The 20,243-nt window shown below is 40.3% G+C and carries 20 protein-coding genes; 14 read left to right on the top strand and 6 right to left on the bottom strand.

Going from position 1 to position 20,243, the window contains the following annotated elements:
- Positions 1-37: 37 nt before the first annotated feature.
- Positions 38-529, top strand: a complete 492-nt coding sequence (locus IEV91_RS12505) for a chromosomal replication initiator protein DnaA (protein ID WP_188497749.1) — start codon at positions 38-40, stop codon at positions 527-529.
- An 84-nt stretch (positions 530-613) separates the two neighbouring features.
- Here IEV91_RS12505 and IEV91_RS12500 read toward each other — a convergent pair whose 3' ends face one another.
- A complete protein-coding gene (locus IEV91_RS12500; protein WP_188497748.1) occupies positions 614-730 on the bottom strand; it encodes a YjcZ family sporulation protein in 117 nt (38 codons plus the stop codon).
- A gap of 241 nt (positions 731-971) precedes the next feature.
- Between IEV91_RS12500 and IEV91_RS12495 the strand changes: the two genes are divergently transcribed.
- The 6 genes from IEV91_RS12495 to IEV91_RS12470 all read left to right on the top strand — a co-directional run bounded on the left by IEV91_RS12495 (position 972) and on the right by IEV91_RS12470 (position 6,443).
- Entirely contained in the window at positions 972-1,229 is a 258-nt protein-coding gene (locus IEV91_RS12495; RefSeq protein ID WP_188497747.1) for a hypothetical protein, read from the top strand.
- Between the two features lie 254 nt (positions 1,230-1,483).
- Positions 1,484-1,777 carry a YhdT family protein gene (locus IEV91_RS12490; protein WP_188497746.1) on the top strand — a complete coding sequence of 98 codons (294 nt, stop codon included), beginning with the start codon at positions 1,484-1,486 and terminating at the stop codon, positions 1,775-1,777.
- Positions 1,774-3,252: a sodium/pantothenate symporter gene (gene panF, locus IEV91_RS12485; RefSeq protein ID WP_188497745.1), complete on the top strand. Its 1,479-nt coding sequence runs from the start codon at positions 1,774-1,776 to the stop codon at positions 3,250-3,252. Before IEV91_RS12490 ends, panF begins: the two co-directional genes overlap by 4 nt.
- Before the next feature lie 96 nt (positions 3,253-3,348).
- On the top strand, positions 3,349-3,462 hold the full coding sequence (locus tag IEV91_RS12480; RefSeq protein WP_308420038.1) for a small acid-soluble spore protein P: 114 nt from the start codon (positions 3,349-3,351) through the stop codon (positions 3,460-3,462).
- Between the two features lie 343 nt (positions 3,463-3,805).
- On the top strand, positions 3,806-4,876 hold the full coding sequence (locus IEV91_RS12475; RefSeq protein WP_229745581.1) for a DmpA family aminopeptidase: 1,071 nt from the start codon (positions 3,806-3,808) through the stop codon (positions 4,874-4,876).
- Positions 4,877-5,162: 286 nt separating this feature from the next.
- Positions 5,163-6,443, top strand: a complete 1,281-nt coding sequence (locus tag IEV91_RS12470; protein ID WP_188497743.1) for an ArsB/NhaD family transporter — start codon at positions 5,163-5,165, stop codon at positions 6,441-6,443.
- A gap of 56 nt (positions 6,444-6,499) precedes the next feature.
- Here IEV91_RS12470 and IEV91_RS12465 read toward each other — a convergent pair whose 3' ends face one another.
- The 3 genes from IEV91_RS12465 to IEV91_RS12455 all read right to left on the bottom strand — a co-directional run bounded on the left by IEV91_RS12465 (position 6,500) and on the right by IEV91_RS12455 (position 10,587).
- A complete protein-coding gene (locus IEV91_RS12465; protein ID WP_188497742.1) occupies positions 6,500-7,510 on the bottom strand; it encodes a GH25 family lysozyme in 1,011 nt (336 codons plus the stop codon).
- 268 nt (positions 7,511-7,778) lie between these two features.
- A complete protein-coding gene (locus IEV91_RS12460; protein ID WP_188497741.1) occupies positions 7,779-9,665 on the bottom strand; it encodes a vWA domain-containing protein in 1,887 nt (628 codons plus the stop codon).
- 34 nt (positions 9,666-9,699) lie between these two features.
- Positions 9,700-10,587: an ATP-binding protein gene (locus IEV91_RS12455; protein ID WP_188497813.1), complete on the bottom strand. Its 888-nt coding sequence runs from the start codon at positions 10,585-10,587 to the stop codon at positions 9,700-9,702.
- Positions 10,588-10,850: 263 nt separating this feature from the next.
- Here IEV91_RS12455 and IEV91_RS12450 point away from each other — a divergent pair, with 263 nt between their 5' ends.
- The 7 genes from IEV91_RS12450 (at position 10,851) to IEV91_RS12420 (ending at position 18,313) form a co-directional block, all read left to right on the top strand.
- Positions 10,851-11,312, top strand: coding sequence for a CBS domain-containing protein (locus tag IEV91_RS12450; protein WP_188497740.1), 462 nt, complete (start codon positions 10,851-10,853; stop codon positions 11,310-11,312).
- A 751-nt stretch (positions 11,313-12,063) separates the two neighbouring features.
- Positions 12,064-13,116, top strand: coding sequence for an LCP family protein (locus IEV91_RS12445; RefSeq protein WP_188497739.1), 1,053 nt, complete (start codon positions 12,064-12,066; stop codon positions 13,114-13,116).
- Between the two features lie 112 nt (positions 13,117-13,228).
- Entirely contained in the window at positions 13,229-13,948 is a 720-nt protein-coding gene (locus IEV91_RS12440; protein ID WP_188497738.1) for a response regulator transcription factor, read from the top strand.
- Entirely contained in the window at positions 13,932-14,936 is a 1,005-nt protein-coding gene (locus tag IEV91_RS12435) for a sensor histidine kinase (RefSeq protein ID WP_188497737.1), read from the top strand. The genes IEV91_RS12440 and IEV91_RS12435 overlap by 17 nt, the downstream gene beginning before the upstream one ends.
- An 86-nt stretch (positions 14,937-15,022) precedes the next feature.
- Positions 15,023-15,790: an ABC transporter ATP-binding protein gene (locus IEV91_RS12430; RefSeq protein ID WP_308420037.1), complete on the top strand. Its 768-nt coding sequence runs from the start codon at positions 15,023-15,025 to the stop codon at positions 15,788-15,790.
- Positions 15,762-17,696 (top strand): FtsX-like permease family protein, encoded by a 1,935-nt coding sequence (locus IEV91_RS12425; protein WP_188497735.1) that lies wholly within the window; start codon positions 15,762-15,764, stop codon positions 17,694-17,696. The genes IEV91_RS12430 and IEV91_RS12425 overlap by 29 nt, the downstream gene beginning before the upstream one ends.
- Positions 17,697-17,998: 302 nt before the next feature.
- Positions 17,999-18,313 carry a hypothetical protein gene (locus IEV91_RS12420; RefSeq protein ID WP_188497734.1) on the top strand — a complete coding sequence of 105 codons (315 nt, stop codon included), beginning with the start codon at positions 17,999-18,001 and terminating at the stop codon, positions 18,311-18,313.
- A gap of 134 nt (positions 18,314-18,447) precedes the next feature.
- Here the strand turns inward: IEV91_RS12420 and IEV91_RS12415 are convergent, their stop codons facing one another.
- Positions 18,448-18,624, bottom strand: coding sequence for an SE1832 family protein (locus IEV91_RS12415; protein ID WP_188497733.1), 177 nt, complete (start codon positions 18,622-18,624; stop codon positions 18,448-18,450).
- Between the two features lie 81 nt (positions 18,625-18,705).
- Positions 18,706-19,716, bottom strand: coding sequence for an LLM class flavin-dependent oxidoreductase (locus tag IEV91_RS12410; protein WP_188497732.1), 1,011 nt, complete (start codon positions 19,714-19,716; stop codon positions 18,706-18,708).
- Positions 19,717-20,243 lie beyond the last annotated feature (527 nt).

The raw sequence follows: 20,243 nt of genomic DNA, 5'->3' as shown, positions 1-20,243 counted from the left end.
GTCAGTGAGCAATCAAACAGCAGGAGGTTATTAAAGTATGTATCCGAATTATCAGACACAACGCCCTTCAGAAGAGGGTTACCCTTTTATGACAGAAGGAACAGGGATGCAGCCTGGTACTTATCATGATGGATATGGCGGACATCAGGGGCAATGGGGATATGATCCCCAACATGGAGGAATGACACAAGGTACGTCCTATGGCGATGGGTCTATGGGATATGGGCACCAAGGCTATGAGCATGATGGGTATGGCTGGGGACATCAAGGCTATGAACATGATGGTCAAGATTGGGGACATCAAGACTGGGAACACGGCTATCATGATCCTGAACAGGGTCAATTCCATGATGGTTGGGGGGGGCATCCTGGTGGAGGCATGCCTATGCACCCAGGGTATCATTACCCACAACCTGGTCCTGGGTATCATTTTCCCCCACACGGTGGACATCCAGGTGGTATGCCCCCGAGTGGTAGTTACCCAGGAGGACATCCAGGCTGGCCGATGCCTTTTGGCGGTCCTTTTTAATATGTAAAAATAGGCAAAATTTTTATATGATATTCTAACAAACCTCAAACAGCTTCTCGTTAATGAGAAGCTGTTTGTTTAATATTAGTAGACGTAAGCTGCTCCTACAATAATGAGTAGGATAAACAATACTACGATTAAGGCAAAGCCGTTACCATAACCGTAGCCGCCGCCACCGCCGCAACCAGATCCGTATGCCATTATGAATCACTCCTTTGTTTTTTACTACGTTACATACTATGTAAAAGCCGAAGAATTGAAATTGGCGAATATCTATCTTTAAGAAAATTAGGCAAACAATGAAATCCATATGTATTTAGGAGGATCTATCATCATTACCTATACATTGAGTAAAGGACGGGCATAGAATAAGACAAGGGAGCATCATCCTCTGATGTATGTACACTTAGGGGAGCTCCCTCGAGGAAAGGAGCTTTTAATGATGGGGGACTTAATTTCCATTCACTTTGGAGTATATGTAGCCCTCGCCTTTGTCTTATATGCCATAAGAAAGGCATTGAAGCTTCCTAAACGCTATTTACCCATCCTTTCAATTGGGCTCGGACTTGTGTTCTCGTGGTTTGAAGGGCTAGATATCACTTATGTCACTACCTTAAGAGGGATTGAGTACGCTTTATACAGTATTGGAGCTATAGAAACGATAAAAACCATTTTTATAAAAGATGACAAGGGAACTTAAAAGGACAAGTTAGGCGTCTCTTCCTGGATGCATCGTATGGAAGTTTATAAAAAAGAATAATCATGACAAAGCAGTAAGGGTGACTTTTAAAAAATGGGAAATAAGGGAGAAGAATAGATGCCTAAAGAACTACTCTTTTAAAGTCACCCCCTTTTAGTTCCATCGATGTTGTTTTGTTTACTTAAGCTAAGAATTTTAACGCCTTTTCATGAACATGATATAATATGGCTATTCTTTAGTAAGGGGGTGTAACCATGTATCACCAGAATAAAATCCGAGATCCTCGCTTTCGAATTGCGCATCGTGAGGCTTGGATAGGTGTAGGGTTAGCTCTTTTTAATTTTATTTGGTGGTATAGTTTTGCCTATGGATTAGGGTCTAAACCCATCTCGGAATATCATTATATTTTTGGTCTCCCTGCATGGTTTTTTTACAGCTGTGTCGTTGGCTTTATTGTCGTGACCCTACTCGTGATCGTTTGTGTCAAATTTACGTTTAAGGACTTTCCTTTAGATGATGGGGAAGAGGAGCGTGATGATCTATCATGAATACCTGGGTCGTTGTCACTTTATTTCTCTTTCTTATCATTATTTTATTGGTCGGCCTTTATATGAGTAAGTTTACGAAAAAACCCGCGGATTTTTTACAGGAGTATTTTCTGGGGAGTCGGCAGTTAGGTGGCTTTATTTTAGCGATGTCGATGGTGGCCACTTATGGAAGTGCGAGTAGTTTTTTGAGTGGACCCGGGACGGCCTATAACGTGGGCTTAGGGTGGGTACTCTTAGCATCCATTCAAGTGGTCACCGGGTATTTTACTTTAATGGTATTAGGAAAGAAATTTGCCATTGTTGCCCGGAAAATGAAGGCTGTAACTATGATCGATTTTTTGAAAACCCGCTATCATAACAAGTGGGTGGCTATTTTTGCGGCCGTGAGTATTGTTATTTTTCTTTTTGCTTCTATGGCTGCCCAGTGGGTTGGGGGTGGTCGCTTAATCCAATCAATTACAGGGCTTCCATACATAAGCGCTTTATTTATTTTTACACTTGCAGCCTTGATTTTTGTGGTTGTTGGTGGCTTTCGTGCCCTGGCGATGACAGATATGATTCAGGGGACGATCATGTTTGCTGGTACATTGATATTGCTTATCGGGACGATTATTGCTGGGGGTGGTATTCCCCATATCATTCACCAGATGAGGGCAGCAGATCCTGGTCTGATTACACCTTATGGTCCTCACCATCAATTATCATCAGCTTATGTGTCTTCTTTTTGGATTCTTGTTGGCGTTGGAGTCATTGGCTTACCACAAATTACGATTAGGGCAATGTCCTATAAAAATTCAAAGTCTTTGCATAGAGCTATTATTATTGGCACCATTGTGGTGGGGGTAATCATGCTAGGGATGCATCTCACTGGAGCCTTTGCACGTGCGGTGATTCCAGGTGTTAAAGTTGGGGATGAAGTGATGCCTCTATTAGCGATGAAGGTACTTCCTCCATGGCTTGCCGGTATTGTATTAGCTGCTCCTATGGCCGCTATTATTTCGACCGTGGATGCGTTATTATTACTTGTGAGTTCCTCAATTATAAAGGATATTATTTTGAATTATATTAAGCCAAATATGCAGCAACCTACGGTGAGACGCTGGAGTCATTGGGTGACCGCTATCATTGGGGTTATAGTGTTTATTATGGCTATTCACCCCCCTAACTTGTTGATCTGGCTCAATTTGTTTGCCTTTGGTGGATTAGAGTCAGCTTTTATCTGGCCGATTTTATTCGGTCTTTATTGGCGAAAAGGGAATGCCTATGGGGCGCTTGCCTCCATGATTACCGGTGTCGTTCTTTATGTTGTTATTCAATCTTTTATGGAATGGGGTTGGATAAGTGAACCGTTAGGCGTGAATCCCGTTGTTTTACCTGTCGTCTTTTCTTTCATTGTTTTCGTAAGTGTGAGTATAATGACCGATAGAAAAATTGATAAGGAACAACTTTTACGTCAAAATCGCTGGTTATCGTAACAATAACGATGGAAAAAAACGTCTCGTCTTGATGTAAATAAAATTGCTTTAAAACCCACATACTTAATATGTGCGATGATTGAAAGGAGCTTGGTCATGGCAGATAAACGCAAACGTCAGCATAACACACAGCAGCCCAAACCCTTAAGTGGCTCCAAAAAAGTAAAAAATCGCAATCATTCCCGCCAAAATCATGGCGAAGGAAGTTGATGAAGAAAAAAGGCAGCCTACTACGGTTGTCTTTTTTCAAAATATAATTTATAAAATTCTAGCAAGCCAGTGGATGAAAGCGTTGAAAAAATTTTAAAAACAAAAAGTAAAGAACATCCTTCGGGGACCCTGATTGCGGGCATAAGGAAAGCGAACGTTCTGAAGCGGAGCTCCACCGTCCTGATAATTTTCATTGCCTTTCTTAATTGTAATGACCTGATCACTCCTTTAAGTTATCATAATCTTAAAACAGATGGATAGGTTAAGCTGTGTTTGAAGGAAAATGAACACACTCTTTTCAACATGTTTAACCTCCGTTTTCTTAATGAAAGGGTGATGGTTTTTGCAAGAGAAGGCTTTTATTAGAGATTACGGTATTATTATTGGCTCAATGGATATAGGGAAACAAAATGCCATTACAGATGTTGCTGGGGTGATGGTCGGGCATCAGACCTTAAAAAAGGGGCCAAAACAAACGGGGGTAACGGTGATTAAACCCCATCCCGGTAATATTTTTAAAGAAAAGGTGATCGCGGCAAGTCATGTTTTTAACGGTTTTGGTAAGACCGTAGGGACTATTCAGATTGATGAATTAGGAACGATTGAGACACCGATTGTTTTAACCAATACTTTAAGCGTTCCGACCGCTTCGGAAGCACTGATTGATAGGGCGTTAAAGGAAAATCCAGACATCGGACGCACAACGGGAACCATTAATCCTGTCGTAGGAGAATGCAATGATATGCTTCTCAATGATATACGAGCGGGTTATGTAAAGAAAGAGGATGTTTTATCCGCCTTAAATAAAGCAGACCAGCAATTCGAGCAAGGAAGTATTGGGGCAGGAACAGGAATGGTATGCATGGGGCTTAAAGGTGGGATTGGCTCAGCTTCTCGGTGTTTTTCTATTGCTCATCATACATATACCTTAGGGGTTCTTGTACTGACGAATTTTGGGAGGACGAACGATTTTATTCTCAATGGGAAACCAGTGGGGAACCGTCTTAGTCAACGAATAGCAGAGAAAGAAGGAATGAGTGAATTAGGCAACCACAAGGATCAGGGCTCCATCATGATGGTAGTCGCGACAGATCTTCCTTTATCTTGTCGGCAATTAAAGCGAGTAATCAAGCGAGCAGGTATTGGCTTAGGACGAACGGGCTCCTATATGGGGAATGGGAGCGGGGATATTGTGATCGGGTTTTCAACAGCACATCTTATCCCTCATGATTTTCGGGGAAAACCTCTAACCTTGGCCATGATGGCTGATCAAGATATTGAAGAAGCTTTTCAAGCAGTAGTGGAGGCGACAGAAGAAGCCATTTTAAACGCACTTATTACAGCAGAGACAACAACAGGGCGTGACGGTAAAACGATTTACAGCTTACATGAATTTTTACCTGATCTACTCTGAACTTTTTTAAAAGAAAGTCGCCGCTCTTAGCATGAAGGGCTTTAATTATGGAGAAGCTTTATACAGAGAATGACACATAGTTTTCACAAAAAACTTTGGCATCCATGAACGCTTCATGTTATGATAAAGAAGACTAATATCTTAGTCCTCTTAAAACTTTGAATACGTTTCTTTACCGGAGGAGCCTGTCATTGACAGGCTCCTTTTGTCTTTTATAAAATTGTAAGAAAATGTAAAGAAGCGTGAAATTCAAGGGTTTATGTGAAAATTTGGAAGGAGTGGGGAGATGACAGATCAAGCATTGATTGCTTTAGGGCTATTTGTCATTGCTTATGCGTTTATTGTTTCGGAGAAGATTCATCGGACGATTGTGGCGATGATTGGAGGATTGGTCATGATTGCCTGCCATTTTGTGACCCAGGAATCGGCCATCCACCACATTGACTGGAATACCTTAGGACTTTTGACAGGTATGATGATTATCGTCTCAATAACCGCCGAAACAGGATTGTTCAAATATATTGCGATTTGGTCGGCAAAAAGAGTAAAGGGAGATCCTCTTAAAATATTAATCATTCTTTCCCTGATTACAGCAGTGGGTTCCGCATTTCTAGACAATGTCACAACGGTTCTTTTGATTGTTCCTGTAACATTCAGTATTACTCGGCAATTAGGGGTCTCACCTATCCCTTACTTGATGTCAGAGATCATGCTCGCCAATATTGGGGGAACCGCCACGATGATTGGTGATCCGCCTAATATTATGATTGGAAGTCGAGTCGAGGATATTTCCTTTATCGACTTTATTAACGAGCTCGCGATGATTGCGTTTGTCATTGGCATTATCACTTTAATTATTCTTGCGGTTTTTTATCGCAAGCAGTTAATTACAACAGAAGCCGCAAAACTTAAAATCATGGGCATGGACGAAAAGAAGCAGATTGAGGATTCCAAGCTTTTAGTGAAATGTTTAATTATATTGGGGCTCACAATTATAGGCTTCTTCATGCACCAATCCTTGCACATTGAATCGGCTACCGTTGCTTTAGCGGGTGCTTTCTTGCTATTACTTTTAGCAGGGAGCAAGCATTTAGAAGATGCGCTTAAGCATGTGGAATGGACGACTATTTTCTTCTTTATGGGATTATTTGTCCTTGTAGGGGCACTCGTGGATACAAAAGTCATTGAGACTTTTGCATCTGGTGCCATCGATTTAACAGGTGGAGATGTAACGAAGACCTCATTGCTCATTTTATGGATGAGTGCCATTGCTTCAGCGTTTGTCGATAATATTCCTTTTGTTGCGACGATGATTCCTTTGATTCAGGATATGGGGGAGATGGGGATCGACAACCTTCATCCATTATGGTGGAGCTTAGCTTTAGGAGCTTGTTTGGGTGGTAACGGAACCCTTATTGGGGCAAGTGCTAATGTTATTGTGGCTGGAATGGCTGAGAAGGAAGGACATGATCTTTCTTTTGTGGGCTTTATGAAAGTCGCTTTTCCACTAATGATTTTATCCATTATTATTTCAACGATTTATGTTTATTTACGCTATTTAATTTAGCACAATTGATAATAAAAAAGGTCAGACATGGAGTGATGTCTGGCCCTTTTTATGTTTTAGAAGAGGGTGTTCCAAGTTTCGGGTCCTACAATACCGTCTGCTTTTAAACCGTGTCTTTTCTGATAAGCCATAACAGCCGCTTTGGTTTGTTCGCCATAAATGCCATCCACCTTCACCTTGACTGCCCGTTGGATTCTGCGGATATTGGCACGATCTGTCGAACCCACTTGAATAAGGTGTCCAGGATAAGGGACAATGGCTTTATTATTATCTGGTTGCCCCCCGGTATCATTAACGGGACCGATGATGATCTTTTGGCCCACCTGAAGTTTTTTGGGATCAACATTAGGATTAAGTTTTTGCAGGGTGCCGTGTGGAAGATTAAATTGGTTTTCTAATGCCCAAAAGGTGTCTCCTTTTTTAATTGTATAGTATTTCTTTTTCGGACCAGGTTTAGGAGATGGTAGGGAAGTAGCCGTAACATTAAGATCTACTGCACCCTTTATTCCAGGGACATTTCCCTTGTTAGAGTATTGAAAATACTGCCATTTATCCCAAATGCCATTGTCTCCAGGTGTATTGACGCCATAGTGAGCGATCCATAGTGGATAGGCGCCCAATGATGAATCAAGCTGTGTTTTTGCAAAATGAGTGTACGTGTATACTACGACTGGTTGTTTGGGGTGTTGCTGCTTAATTGTTTTAAAAAAAGCAATGGCTGCTTTTGACAAGGCATCAGCTGAAAGCTTGTGATCATTTGTTTCCAAATCAAGAGCAAAGGGTAGCTGGGAATGAAGCCCTTCAATTGTTTTAAGGAAATGCTGCGCCTCAGCTTGTGCTTCATCGCTATTTTTGAAGCGTGCAAAATGATAAAAGCCAACAGAAAGCCCCGCTTCACTCGCCCCCTGGTAATTCTTTTCTACCATCGGGTCTTTGAAGGTTGTTCCTTCAGAGGCTTTAATAAAGACAAAACTCTTTCCCGCTTTTTTTACCTTGTTCCAATCAATGGTTCCTTGCCAATGACTCACATCTATGCCTTGAGCCATGGAATTTTTTCGTGTTTGCATTTTCCACATCCTAACATAAAGGTTTTAGAAGATGCTATTATAATTTATGAGGGCAAGAGTGTTAAAGTTTGTGTTTCTAGGATAAAAAGGCGTGTGGAGGGAGTAAATCCAATATTTTAAACAAGAAGAACCAGTCTTTATACCCGGTTCTTCTCGTCAATTGTTTCATGAGAATCAGTATTTTTCGTGAGGATTAGGCTCTTCTATACAAGATCAGACAATCTTTCGCTTTTGCTGATTTCTGCTTGTCGAAATTCGATTTTCCGTTTTAATCATTAAGTAAGAGCTTTTTCAATAAAGGAATCATAGCGCCTGGAATTTCTTCAATCGATGGAATGACTAAGCTCGTGCGGCCATAAATACTTTTCATCGTTTCTTTTTCACGGGTAGCTGTTTCTTGACTTCCTAAGAAAACCCCAATGACTTCTAAGCCCTGCTTGCGTGCTTCATTTACAGCTTGATGAGTATCGACAATGCCTTTATCTTCATAATGAAAAGCAGAAGGCTCTCCATCGGTGAATACAAGTAAAATTTTGCGTTTTTCTGGACGACGAAGTAATTTTTTGGCCGCAAAACGGATCGCATAACCGTCACGATTATCTTCTTCAGGCTCTATTTGCAAAAGGTTCACACCCACTGTATTTAAAAGTGACTTTTCGAAAGGAATAAGCTCTTTAAAAATATTCGGCTGCTCTTTCTGATTCGCTTTTAGGGCATCCTCCCAAAAACCCGTGACGGCATGGGGGATATTAAGACTTTTAAGAGCTTCATGAAATAATACCAGCCCTTCATGGGTTTCATCCATTTTGTCATACATTGAGGCTGAACTGTCCACTAAGAGTGAAAATGTAACGTCAAGTTCTTTACTTTCAGCTTGTTTTTTGACAAAGAGGCGAGGATTATCTTCCGTCAAAACTCTGAGGAGCTTTTTGCCCATCCGACCAAAATAGAGATCAGATCTTGGTGCGTTTTGCTTTTGTTCAATCGCTCTTTGAATGGAACGCTGGAGTCCTTTTTGGATGCTCGCAATATCGCTCTTGATCTGCTGGTAGCGGTGAAGCTCTTCTAAGGTTGCTTTTCTCGCTTGGATTATATGTTCCTGAACCGCTTGATTTACATTGGCATAACCATTGTGAACAGCTCCACCACCAGGATGAGTGGTTTCCTTTTTTAAGCTAGGGGATTTATCGAATTGGTTGCCTTCAGTTTGTTGAGATTGCCCCTGGACGCTTGCAAAGGCTTGATCACCCGACTCAGCTTCGCGCTCACCTTCACCAAGAAGATCTGTTGCTGAACCTTCATCTAGGTCAAAGTGTAGAAAGTTATCCCCGTTCTGTTCTTGTTCTTGATGCCAGGAAGGTAGCGTTTCTTCCTCGGTATGCTTATCCTCTTTATCTTCAACTTCCTTGGATTCTACGCTCACGACATCATGGTTTTCTTGTATTGTCTGTTCCTTTTGTGTGTGTTGCTCAAAATCGATTGTATTCAGATAGGCGGTATGCATATCTGCAAGCGTCTCATCGAAGTGCTGACAAAAGTGCTCTGTAAGGTCAATGATATCCTCAGATTGGAGCGAAGTCTTTAATGGCGCGACGAGATTCCGAATATGAGGTTTTAAATAAGCAAGTTCTGTTGGAAGAGCAACAGGCCTTTCTGTCAGTTGTAAATAAATCGCACAAAAAAGGGCATCCAGTGCTTCATGGCGAGAAAGATGGTATTGAAGCCGTTCACGATAACGTTTTTGTAAAAGATCACGACGAGAGTTGAAAGCGCGTTTCATCCCAGGTCTTTCTTTGCTAACACGTTGTTCAAGCCGAAGATCATCTAATAAAAAATAAAGCTGTTTACGAAAGAGGGGATGATTTTTATCGTCAACGCTCATGAGATAGGCCTTAACGACGGAAAAGTGGGTCAATCGTATTTGCCCAAAAGCACGTAAGTACACATCTGTTTTCATGCCATCTTTTTTTCGTTCATCAAGCAATCGATCCCAATAGTGGGCAATACTGATGCGATTTAAATGCGGTTTATACGCAGAATGAAAGGCGTATTCCACTTCTAAATTTGGCTGTTCTGATAGTGTTTGAGCCAAATCAGTCAAGGATAATTTTATAAAGGGGTCAGTTCTAGGTTCCAAGTTGTTAAAAAATTTCATTGCTTCTCACCTTTTCGAAGACGATTTGGGATGACTAAAACAATGTCTCAGCAATATCGAGAACCGCAGTCTGCTCGCGCTCATCTTCTAATTTATCAACAATAGCTCGTTTGATTGCGCGGAGGGGGGGAATAACGGAAGCGAGATCACAGGCATCCAGTAACGAACGGATGGAGCCCCCTTCTTCGGCAATTTGTCCTTCTTTTACTTTAGAAAGTAAGTCACGGCTTAAGGTCACAAACCGTTTAAGCAGTGTTTCGTCTTTAAGGAGTGATTGTTCCTTGAGTAATTGGAGGAGGGCATCCCCTTGTAAATAAGGAACTTCTATGACGACAAAACGGTTTTTTAACGCTTCATTTAAAGGGGTTGTCCCGATATATCCCTCGTTAATAGCAGCAATAACCCCAAAATCTTGGGCCGCGCGCACGGTCTCTCCTGTAAAGGGATTCAAAACCTGTCTTCTATAATCTAATACGCCATTTAAAATGGGTAAGGTTTCAGCTTTTGCCATATTAATTTCATCTATATAGAGGAAATGCCCTTGACGCATCGCAACTTCTACTGGGCCGGGGACAAAAGTAATTTCGGGTTGGTTTTCCTTTGTATAACTCAGCGTTTTATAGCCGAGTAGGGCCTCAGCGTCTAAATCTACGGAGCAATTGATCGCTGCCATAGGTTGATGGAATAAAAAGGACAAAAGTTCAGCTAATCGTGTTTTTCCAGCCCCTGTTGGTCCTTTTAATAAGACATTTTTACCAAGAGCAAGGGCGAGAAGGGCATCACTGACAAGGGTAAGGTCAGGGGCCGTATAGCCTGGCTGGCCAATATTCTCTTTGAATTTTTCGTGGTTTGTTGACTGACGTCCTAGCAATTGGTGTTTTAATTTATCTGAAATAGGATACTTTGCAAGTTCTTTTTCTATCACGGTATGCCATCCTTTCCTACAAAAAACATTCAATTACCACTATAACTTTTTAGGGGTAAATTGGTCTATAGATTTGACTTCGCCTTTCTTCATTATTCAGAGTGAAGAAAAGTAGTTATTGGGCATGGGCGGGTATGTGTAACCAATATAGGAATAGAATGATTAAAAGGAATATTGGAATTAGACTTTCTGCTTATCATTCTATACAATATAAGTAAGAATTTATATAAGGGAGTAGTGGTAAGAAAGGGGAGAGCAATGTGGAAATTAGAGATTTTATGATATATGACGTTATTCAAGTAAAAAAAGATGAAACAGTACGTGAACTCTTGCGCAAGCTTGTTAAAAATAAAATTGGTGGCGTTCCTGTGGTCGATGATCAAAACAATCTTGTGGGCATGGTCAGCGATGGCGATGTCATTCGAGCCTTATCTCCAAAGGAACAAACCGTCATCGATTTCTACTCCATGGTTTTATTGTTAGAGAAACAGCAGGCAAAAGAATCAATTATGAAAGTAATGAATGAAACGGTAGAAAAGATAATGACGAATCGGAAACTTTTTTATGTATATCCTGATGATCCTTTTGAAAAGGCTTTAAAAATTCTATCACGCCATCATTATAAAAAAATTCCTGTCATTAACCGAGCAGGTCGGGTAGTGGGAGTAATTAGTCGTGGGGATGTTATTCGATTTATCAACCAAAATATATTGGATCAGTGAAGCCAGGACAAATCAAAATAATGAAGACAAATACCGAACCATGCAAGTTCAAAGGTTGAGTAGGAAAAGGAGAGCGTAGTCAAAATACGGAGACTCAAAAATCGTGAGACGACGATTTTTTCTGCGAAGATGATTCGCCTCGTTGCTTTCCTTTGTCCTGCGGGAACAGCAATCAGCCTCCAAAGTATTTATGATTAAAAGCCCCCCTGTTCCTGCGTCTACGAGTATTGCTTCGAAGTAAGCTTTCTCGGATCAACTCGAAGTTGACTGGTGAAGTAACCTAAAAGACCCACTCCAAAGTGAGCTGAGGCCATGCCCGTAGAAAGCGAAGTCTTTTGACGGAGCGATTGGCCTCATGCTAAGTATGAAGTAAAATCCGTTCATTCAAAAAAGAATGTTCGGATTTTTCTTTAAGTGAAAGACTTCTGTGCCAGCCTCTACTTTATTCCACCTTAAGATGATATCATTGACATGGTTTGAACTTGAACGGAGAAAATGGCCCAAGCAGGAATAAGCTCTAGGCCAATAAAAGGTTGTGTTTTCCCTAAGGTTTCTTGGAGAAGCAAGCATAAAAATTTATGTTTTACTATAAACTAAAATAATAAATGTCGATATATGTCATAGTGTCCGGTGATTGCTTTTATAAGAGGAGCTAGGTGAATTTTATTCCTCGAATTGAAACTCTTTTTAAGAAAAAACGTCTATATAGTTGTAAAAGCTATAACAATGAATTAAAGCGAGGGCATTTACTTTGAGTGATTCTAGAATTGATAGAAGAAAACATAAAAAGAAAAAAGGGAAATGGTTGAAGAGACTGCTTTTGATTCTCATCATCCTATTTCTTATCGTGGTCGCTTATGGGATCTACGTGTTTTACAAAGCGAATGATGCATTAAATGATTCGCAAGTGGATTTAGGAAGAACGGGCAATAAATCCGATTTAAGAGATGAAGCCATAACGATAGGTAAGGACCCGTTCTCTATCCTATTAATGGGTGTGGAAAACTATTCAACTGGAGGCAAGGACGGACGTGCGGACACGCAGATTGTCATTACAATGGATCCGGAGTCTCACAAGATGACAATCGTAACTGTCCCAAGGGATACCCGGGTCAACATTGAACACGCGGGTCAATACACGGGAATGCATAAAATCAATGCAGCCTATACTTATGGTTCTATCACCGATTACGGTGCCGAAAAGCTACAGGTTGAAACCGTTGAGAAGCTTCTTGATATTCCCATTGATAAATTTATTGCGGTGGATTTTGATGGTTTTAGGGAAATTGTCGACGCTCTAGGGGGTGTGGATATAAATATAAAAGAAGGTTTCTGGGAAAAGGACATATATAATCATAATAAACACATTACTTTTAAAGCGGGACCGGCTCACCTTAATGGTGAAGAAGCACTGGCGTTTGTACGGATGAGAAAACGGGCAGTGAATGCTTCTTATTCTCGAGATGAGCGGCAACGTCAGTTTCTCAAGGCGACAGTGAATCAGGCGATTTCAGCGGGGACCATCTTCAAAGTTGGACAAATTACGGATATACTTGGGGACCATGTAAAGACAAATCTTAATGCCAAAGAAATTTATGCGCTTGAAAAGCAATACTCATCGATGAAAAAGTCTTCAATGAATACCATTGAAATAAAAGGACAAGATGAAATGGTGAATGGTCTTTCCTACTATATTCCGGATGGAACAAACTTAGAACAGGTGAGTGGACAGCTAAGGAAAATATTAAAATTAGCCCCTGAAACAAGTTTTACGACAAATGCAGATACTGTTGGGGCACCATAAAAAGTCGGGGATTCCCCCGGCTTTTTGCATTATAAACGATCTTTTTGTAATCTGAACAAAAGACAATCGGTTTTCGTATTAAAAGAGGAAGCGAAGGATGGGAGAATTAAGGGTGACGACAGTACTAATTATTGAGGATGACAATAAAATCGGGGAATTGTTGCAAAAGCATCTTGAAAAGTATGGGTATAGTGTGAAAAGAGTCGTGGATTTTAGTCGAGTGATGGAGAGTTTTCAACAGGCTCAGCCTAGGCTGGTTTTGTTAGACGTTAACCTGCCAAAGTATGATGGCTATTATTGGTGCAGGCAAATTCGGAAAGTATCGCTTTGTCCCATTTTATTTCTTTCTGCACGCTCGGAACAAATGGATCAGGTGATGGCCTTAGAAAATGGGGCGGATGATTATATCACCAAGCCTTTTAATTATGAGGTGGTCACAGCCAAAATTAGAAGTCAGCTGAGAAGGGTTTATGGAGACTATGCCCAAACGGCGAATGAACGTGTGTTAGATCTCCATGGGCTAAAGCTCTACATAGAGAGAATGGAAGTCAGTTATGGTGAAAATAAGACGATGTTATCGAAGAAAGAGGCCATTCTTTTAGAGGCGTTGATGAAGCGTTTTCCAAAAGTCGTTGGACGGGACTACCTTCTAGAAAAACTCTGGGATGATGAAACTTTTGTCGACGAAAATACCTTAAATGTAAACGTGACACGGGTGAGAAAACGATTAAAAGACATCGGAATTGAAAATGGGATTGAAACTGTGCGCGGAGCAGGGTATCGGATGACGACGAATTGGGAAGGTGCGGGTGACGATGAGACTCTATATTAAAGACCATTTTTCCCTCATCCTCTTTAATAGCCTCCAGCTGTTTTTACTCTTCCTTATTTATTGGTTACAAGGGAATGAGCATCCGTGGATTGCTCTCTATGGGATCCTTTTAGGGTTATTCTTACTTGCTTTATTTCTTGTAGGACGTTATCTAAACAATCGTTCTTTCTATCAACATTTGCAAAAAGAGGAAGCTGATCTAGAAGAAACGATGAATGTCGAAACCAACAGCTCGCTGACCAGGGCTTTTAAAGCATTACTCGTGCGTCAGTACCAGCTTTATCAAGGGCGTATTGAAAAATTTTATAACCAGCAGCGAGACTATTATCGTTTTGTTAATCAATGGATCCATGAGATGAAGACACCGCTTTCTGTGATTGAACTCATTCTTCAAGAAGAGGAAGATCCGAGAATCGGTGACATAAAAGTTGAATTAGATCGGCTTTCGAAAGGCCTTGAAACGGCTTTATATGTGGCGCGATTAGAAGATTTCCGCCAGGATTTTAGAGTAGAACGTCTGCAGTTACATGGCGTGGCCCATCACATTGTTCAAGACAATAAACGCTTCTTTATTCGTCATCATGTTTATCCTGTGATCGATATTCCCCAGGATTTGACGGCGGCCTCTGACGCCAAATGGTTACCGTTCTTAATCGGACAATTGGTAACTAATGCGGTGAAATATTCAGGGGGAGAGGACAAGAAAGTAGTCATTAAAGGGTATCGAATTGACAGTAGGAGTGTGGCGCTAGAAGTAACAGATCAAGGGATAGGTATTCCTAAAGAGGATAGGCGGCGGGTCTTTCAACCCTTTTATACGGGAGAAAACGGTAGGAAATATCAGGGCTCTACCGGGATGGGATTATATCTTGTTAAGGAAATTTGCCGTCGTCTTAATCATGAGTTAGAGCTCATCTCTGAAGTAGGAAAAGGCACGACCATAAGGCTTATTATGAAGGATGCATTTGATAACCTTACAAAAGTGTAAGCTTCATGAAAGGTAACCCGATAGTTGGAGAATGCCACTCGCTGTACACTAAAACTATCGATCATAAGAGATAGGGAGTGTTCAAGGTGCTCAGTGTAAAAAAACTGACGAAGGTGTACGAAGGGAAAGTGTCCCACCGTGCGCTTGAGAATATAAGTTTTGAAGTAAGTGAAGGAGAATTTATCGGGATTATGGGTCCTTCAGGAAGTGGAAAAACAACACTTCTTAATATGATTGCAACGATTGATCGACCGACAGCCGGGGAGATTCTGATTGACGGGAAGAACCCATTTAAGCTGAAGAAAAATGATTTAGCGACATTTAGAAGAAGAGAGCTTGGCTTCGTGTTTCAAGATTTTAATCTCTTAGAAACCTTGACTGTGGAAGAAAATATTGTTTTGCCGCTGACTTTAGAAAGAGTAAGTGTCAAGATCATGAAAGAAAAGGTCAAGACCGTCGCTAAGAAATTAGGAATCGAGTCGATTTTAAATAAAAGAACCTATGAAATCTCAGGAGGGCAAGCCCAACGGACGGCCATTGCCCGGGCAATTATTCATTCTCCAAAGCTACTTCTTGCAGATGAACCGACAGGAAATTTAGATTCGAAGGCATCTAAAGATGTCATGCAGACGCTGAGTAACATCAATCAGGAGTTTGCGACAACACAATTAATGGTGACCCATGATCCGCAAGCGGCAAGTTATTGTCAGCGCGTGATTTTTATTAAAGATGGGGCACTTTATAATGAAATCCATCGCGGTGATAATCAAAAAACGTATTATCAAAGAATCTTAGATGTGCTTTCATTGTTGGGAGGGGAATCGGGTGACCTTTCGACAATTCGCGATCTATAATGTCATACGTAATAAGAGAACATATGCCGCTTACTTCTTGAGTAGTGCCTTTTCGGTCTTAGTGTTCTTTGTCTATGCCTTATTTATCTTCCATCCTGGAGTGAATGAAGGTGTGACAAAGCAAATTGCGGTGGAAGGGATGAAGGTTGCGGAGTATATTATTTATGTTTTCTCCTTCCTGTTCATTTTGTATTCAGTCAGTGCCTTCCTTAAAACGCGTCATCGGGAATTTGGCATCTTAATGATGCATGGGATGAGTCGACGGCAATTAAACAGTTTGGTTTTTCTTGAAAATATGTTAATCGGCTTTTCGGCGGTGGTGGTCGGTATCGGTTTTGGTATAGTATTTGCTAAGGTGTTTCTCATGCTCGGCGCCCACATCATGCATTTTGTTGACTTACCATTCTATCTCTCATGGAAGCCACTGATTTTAACGCTGGTCGCTTTCTTTGTGTTATTTCTTGTGATTTCAATGATGACGCCTTTATTTATACGGAGCAGTAAATTGATTGATTTACTTAAAGGCACAACAAAACCGCGGAAAGAGCCGAAAGCATCAGTTATTGTGTCTCTTTTGACGGCCGTGGCCCTCGTTATGGCTTACTATTTATCAGTGACGACAACAACCAATAATATTGGACAACGCTTGCTTATGGTTGTGCCCTTAACTATTGTCACCACCTATTTTCTGTTTTCACAATTGAGTATTTTTGTGATTCGCCTTTTAAAAAGAAAACAAAACTTTTACTTACGATCAACGAACATGATCACCTTAAGCGATTTAGCCTATAAAATGAAGGATAACGCCCGGATGTTCTTTCTGGTTTCGATTGTCTCAACAGTCGCCTTTTGTGCAATAGGGTCCTTTGCGGCAATGAAGAGTATGGATAAACAATTTGCAAAAGAATTTCCATTCGCCATCAATTATGTTTCAGAGCCAGGTGATCAAGCATTTCATCAACATTTACAAACCATAGAGCAAGATTTAAAAGCGAAGCATCTCTCATATAAAAAGTTGTCCTTAACGACCAAGGTACAGGACAGTGGAAAAACAAAGATACCGGTCACTCTTATATCGGTAAAAGATTATAATCGTTTTGCCCAAGTACTTGGATTTAGCCCGCTTAAAGTACGTGATAATGAGGCGTACGTCGTTCCTACCTCAATAGATGGGGCGAAAGAGTTGAAAAAACATCCAATATCATCTACCACGCTTGAACCTAGTGGAAAAGCGTTAAAAATAGCGGGCGTCACAAACCTTGTGCTGTATAAATATTTCGATTCCAGTAGTCTCGTGGTCTCGGGAACTGTCTTTAACCAGTTACAATCGCATGTTAACAAAAATAATCCATATCCCACCACACCTGTTACTTTTGTTGGGTACAAGGTCAAGGATTGGAAAGCGACGGATGGGATCGGAGCGGCGCTCTCTAAAAACATTAGGGCGCAATTTAAGAAAAACCCTGAAACGTCATTGCCTTACAAGTATACCTCTGCTGGTGAGGAGTATAAATTATCGGAACAAATGTATAGCATTATGTTTTTTATTGCTCTCTTAATCGGGGCTGTCTTCTTTATTGCAGCGGGAAGCTTCTTATATTTTAGACTGTATGCTGATTTAGAAAGAGATCAACATCACTATCGTGCGATTACTAAAATCGGATTGACCAATAAAGAGCTGAATAGAACCGTAACCATTCAACTGTCCTTACTCTTTTTTGTTCCGATTCTCGTCGCGGTCATCCATAGTGCTTTTGCTTTTGTTGCCTTGCAAAGTCTGTTTGCAGTTTCCATTTTCTCAGCCACGTTGTGGGTATTGTTGTTCTTTGTAGCCATTCAAATTATTTATTTCTTCCTTATTCGCTTTCTCTATCTTAAGCATTTAAAGGAGGGTATTGTGTCATGAATGTTTTTAAGAAAGCTATGGTCCTTTATGTGTTTGTATTTCTCGTCATGTTCAGCGGATTTTGTTACTATTACATGCATCAATTGTAAGAAAAGCCAGCGGAAATGCTGGCTTTCAGGGAGGGTGCCTCAAATGTTAAGGCACCCTTTACATAAAGACGCTCAAATAAAAGTTTTAATCAGTTAAAATAGTTATTATCAGCTTAGTTAATTCGGTGAGTGAAATTCTAAAAAAGTCATTGAATATAAAAATAGTGATTTAACACTTATAGAGACCCCGTTGAGGGAAACGGAGGGATTCTTTTGAAAACGGTGTTTGTCATCGGGAGTTTGATTGCTTCAATCGTTGGTCTCCTTGGTTTGTTTGTTTTGATGTTTGCTCCGGCAGTTAGACATTGGGCAAGAGAATATTTAACAGCACCTTTGACTTGGCTTCTTATTTACCTCATTATTTTTTTTATTTTTGCTCTCATCGGTACTATTCTCAGTTTCTTTAAGAAAAAAGAGGAGAAGTTCTTTTTTCGGATCTATTCCTTTTGGACACTTTTTATAAGTGGATGTGGTATATGCATTATTAGTGTGATTATGGTCATAAATCATATTCTTACGGACTTTTAGTCTTGCTTTTTAATATTATTGGCATTAAAACAGCCTCCAAAAATGGAGGCTGTTATTATTGAATGATGCAAGTATAAGCTGAAGTAGGAAAATCTTTTCTCCTGTGATTAAGCAGGGGTGGGTAGCCAGGATTTTTACATTTGTGATAATTGTGCTCTCAGTTTTTTCATTTCTTCCTCAATACGAACAAGTTCCTTTTCCGCAGATGCAGAGTTACCAACTGTAGCTTCCATCTTTTCTAAATCCCCTTGTACACGCACGTAATCACTCTTCAAATCGATTAAAAGATCTTCTATTTCTTTCTTAGTCAAAGTTCTCACCTCATGAGTTATTGTATCGCAGATGATATCTATGTACCAATTGGACTGCTTATTTAAAGTGGTTTTCTATATTTAAGCTTTTGCTAATTGAAAGGCTTCAGATAGTAACTGATAAGATTTAAGTTTATCTTCAAAATCATGAGTGATGGTGACGATCATAAATTCTTCTGTTTGATAAGTTTCACTCATTTCGTTAATCTTACTTTTTAATTGATCTTTGGTACCAACAATCATCCGTTTACGATTTTCCGCAATGCGGTATTGATCATAGTCTGTTAAAGGATAATCCTTCGCCTCTTCCACAGAAAGATATCTTCTTGAAGATTCACCTTTTTCAAGTTGCAACAACGAAATATCTAGAGTCCGTGCTAAATCTTGTGCTGCTTCTTCAGTTTCAGCACAAATAGCAAAAATGGCAACAATGGATTGTGGCGTTTCATTTAATATAGAAGGTTGAAAACGACTGTGATACCAACGCATGACATCTTCACCGCCATTTCCGTTGATAAAATGTGCAAAGGCATAACCCGTACCTTGTTGGGCTGCAATTCGTGCACTTCCTCCGCTAGATCCTAAAAGCCACATCTTAGGGACCGTTTCAATTAATGGTGTCGCTTGTAAACCAGAAAATCTGTGATTATGATCTGCAAGGTCATAGAGATAAGTAATGAGATCAGCAATCTGCCCGGGGTATGGATCACCATTTGAAAAATGACCTTCTTGTAAAGCACGTGTCGCTAAGGGCATGCCTCCTGGAGCCCGGCCTAAACCAAGATCAATTCGGTCAGGATTTAAACCTTCAAGGACTCGGAAGTTTTCAGCAACTTTGTATGGGCTATAATGAGGGAGCATCACGCCTCCTGAACCGACACGAATATGGGATGTCTTAGCAGCTAAATGACTGATTAATACCTCAGGACTTGACCCAGCTAAACTCGGGCTAAAGTGGTGCTCGGATACCCAAAAACGAGTGTAACCCATTTTCTCTGCCTCTTGTGCTAAACGGGTAGTATCGGCAAAAGCTTCTACGGCTGTTTTGCCACTAGGGATAGGAGATTGATCCAGTATACTTAAACGTATCATTTTATTCACCTCAATATATAGTGTATCTTCTATATTAATAATATTGCCTTAAAAGTGCTCAGGTGGAGAAAAAAGCATAAAAGAAATTTAATAAATTAGAGGGAGTAATTGAGTAAAAGGGTTTTTACTTTGTTCAAGGAAAAGAGTGTTATTTTGGCCAGGGTCAATTGAATTTAAAAGAAGCAATAAATTGTGCTCTCTTTCTATAAAAGAAAAGGAGAACCTTAGTTAGCATAAATTGGAAACAGAAAACAATTGACGGTCATTGAAAGGGGTGGTATGATTAATAACGTCGCTGATTACCAGACTTCGACAATCTTTTTAAAATCTATTGATTCTATTTTTATATCGTGCTATAATGATTTAGTCGCTCTGAAAAGAGACGAGAATGGATTAAAAAAAGTTATTGACAACACATTGATAGCTTGATATAATATAAAAGTTGCTGTTAAAGTAACTCGGAGAAAAATTGTTCCTTTAAAACTGAACAAAAGCCAAGCGCAAAAAGAGAAATCTTTTAAATGACG

Source organism: Pullulanibacillus pueri (assembly GCF_014639255.1).
Taxonomy (GTDB): Bacteria; Bacillota; Bacilli; order Bacillales; family Sporolactobacillaceae; genus Pullulanibacillus; species Pullulanibacillus pueri.
This window is presented reverse-complemented; position numbering and strand designations above follow the sequence as displayed.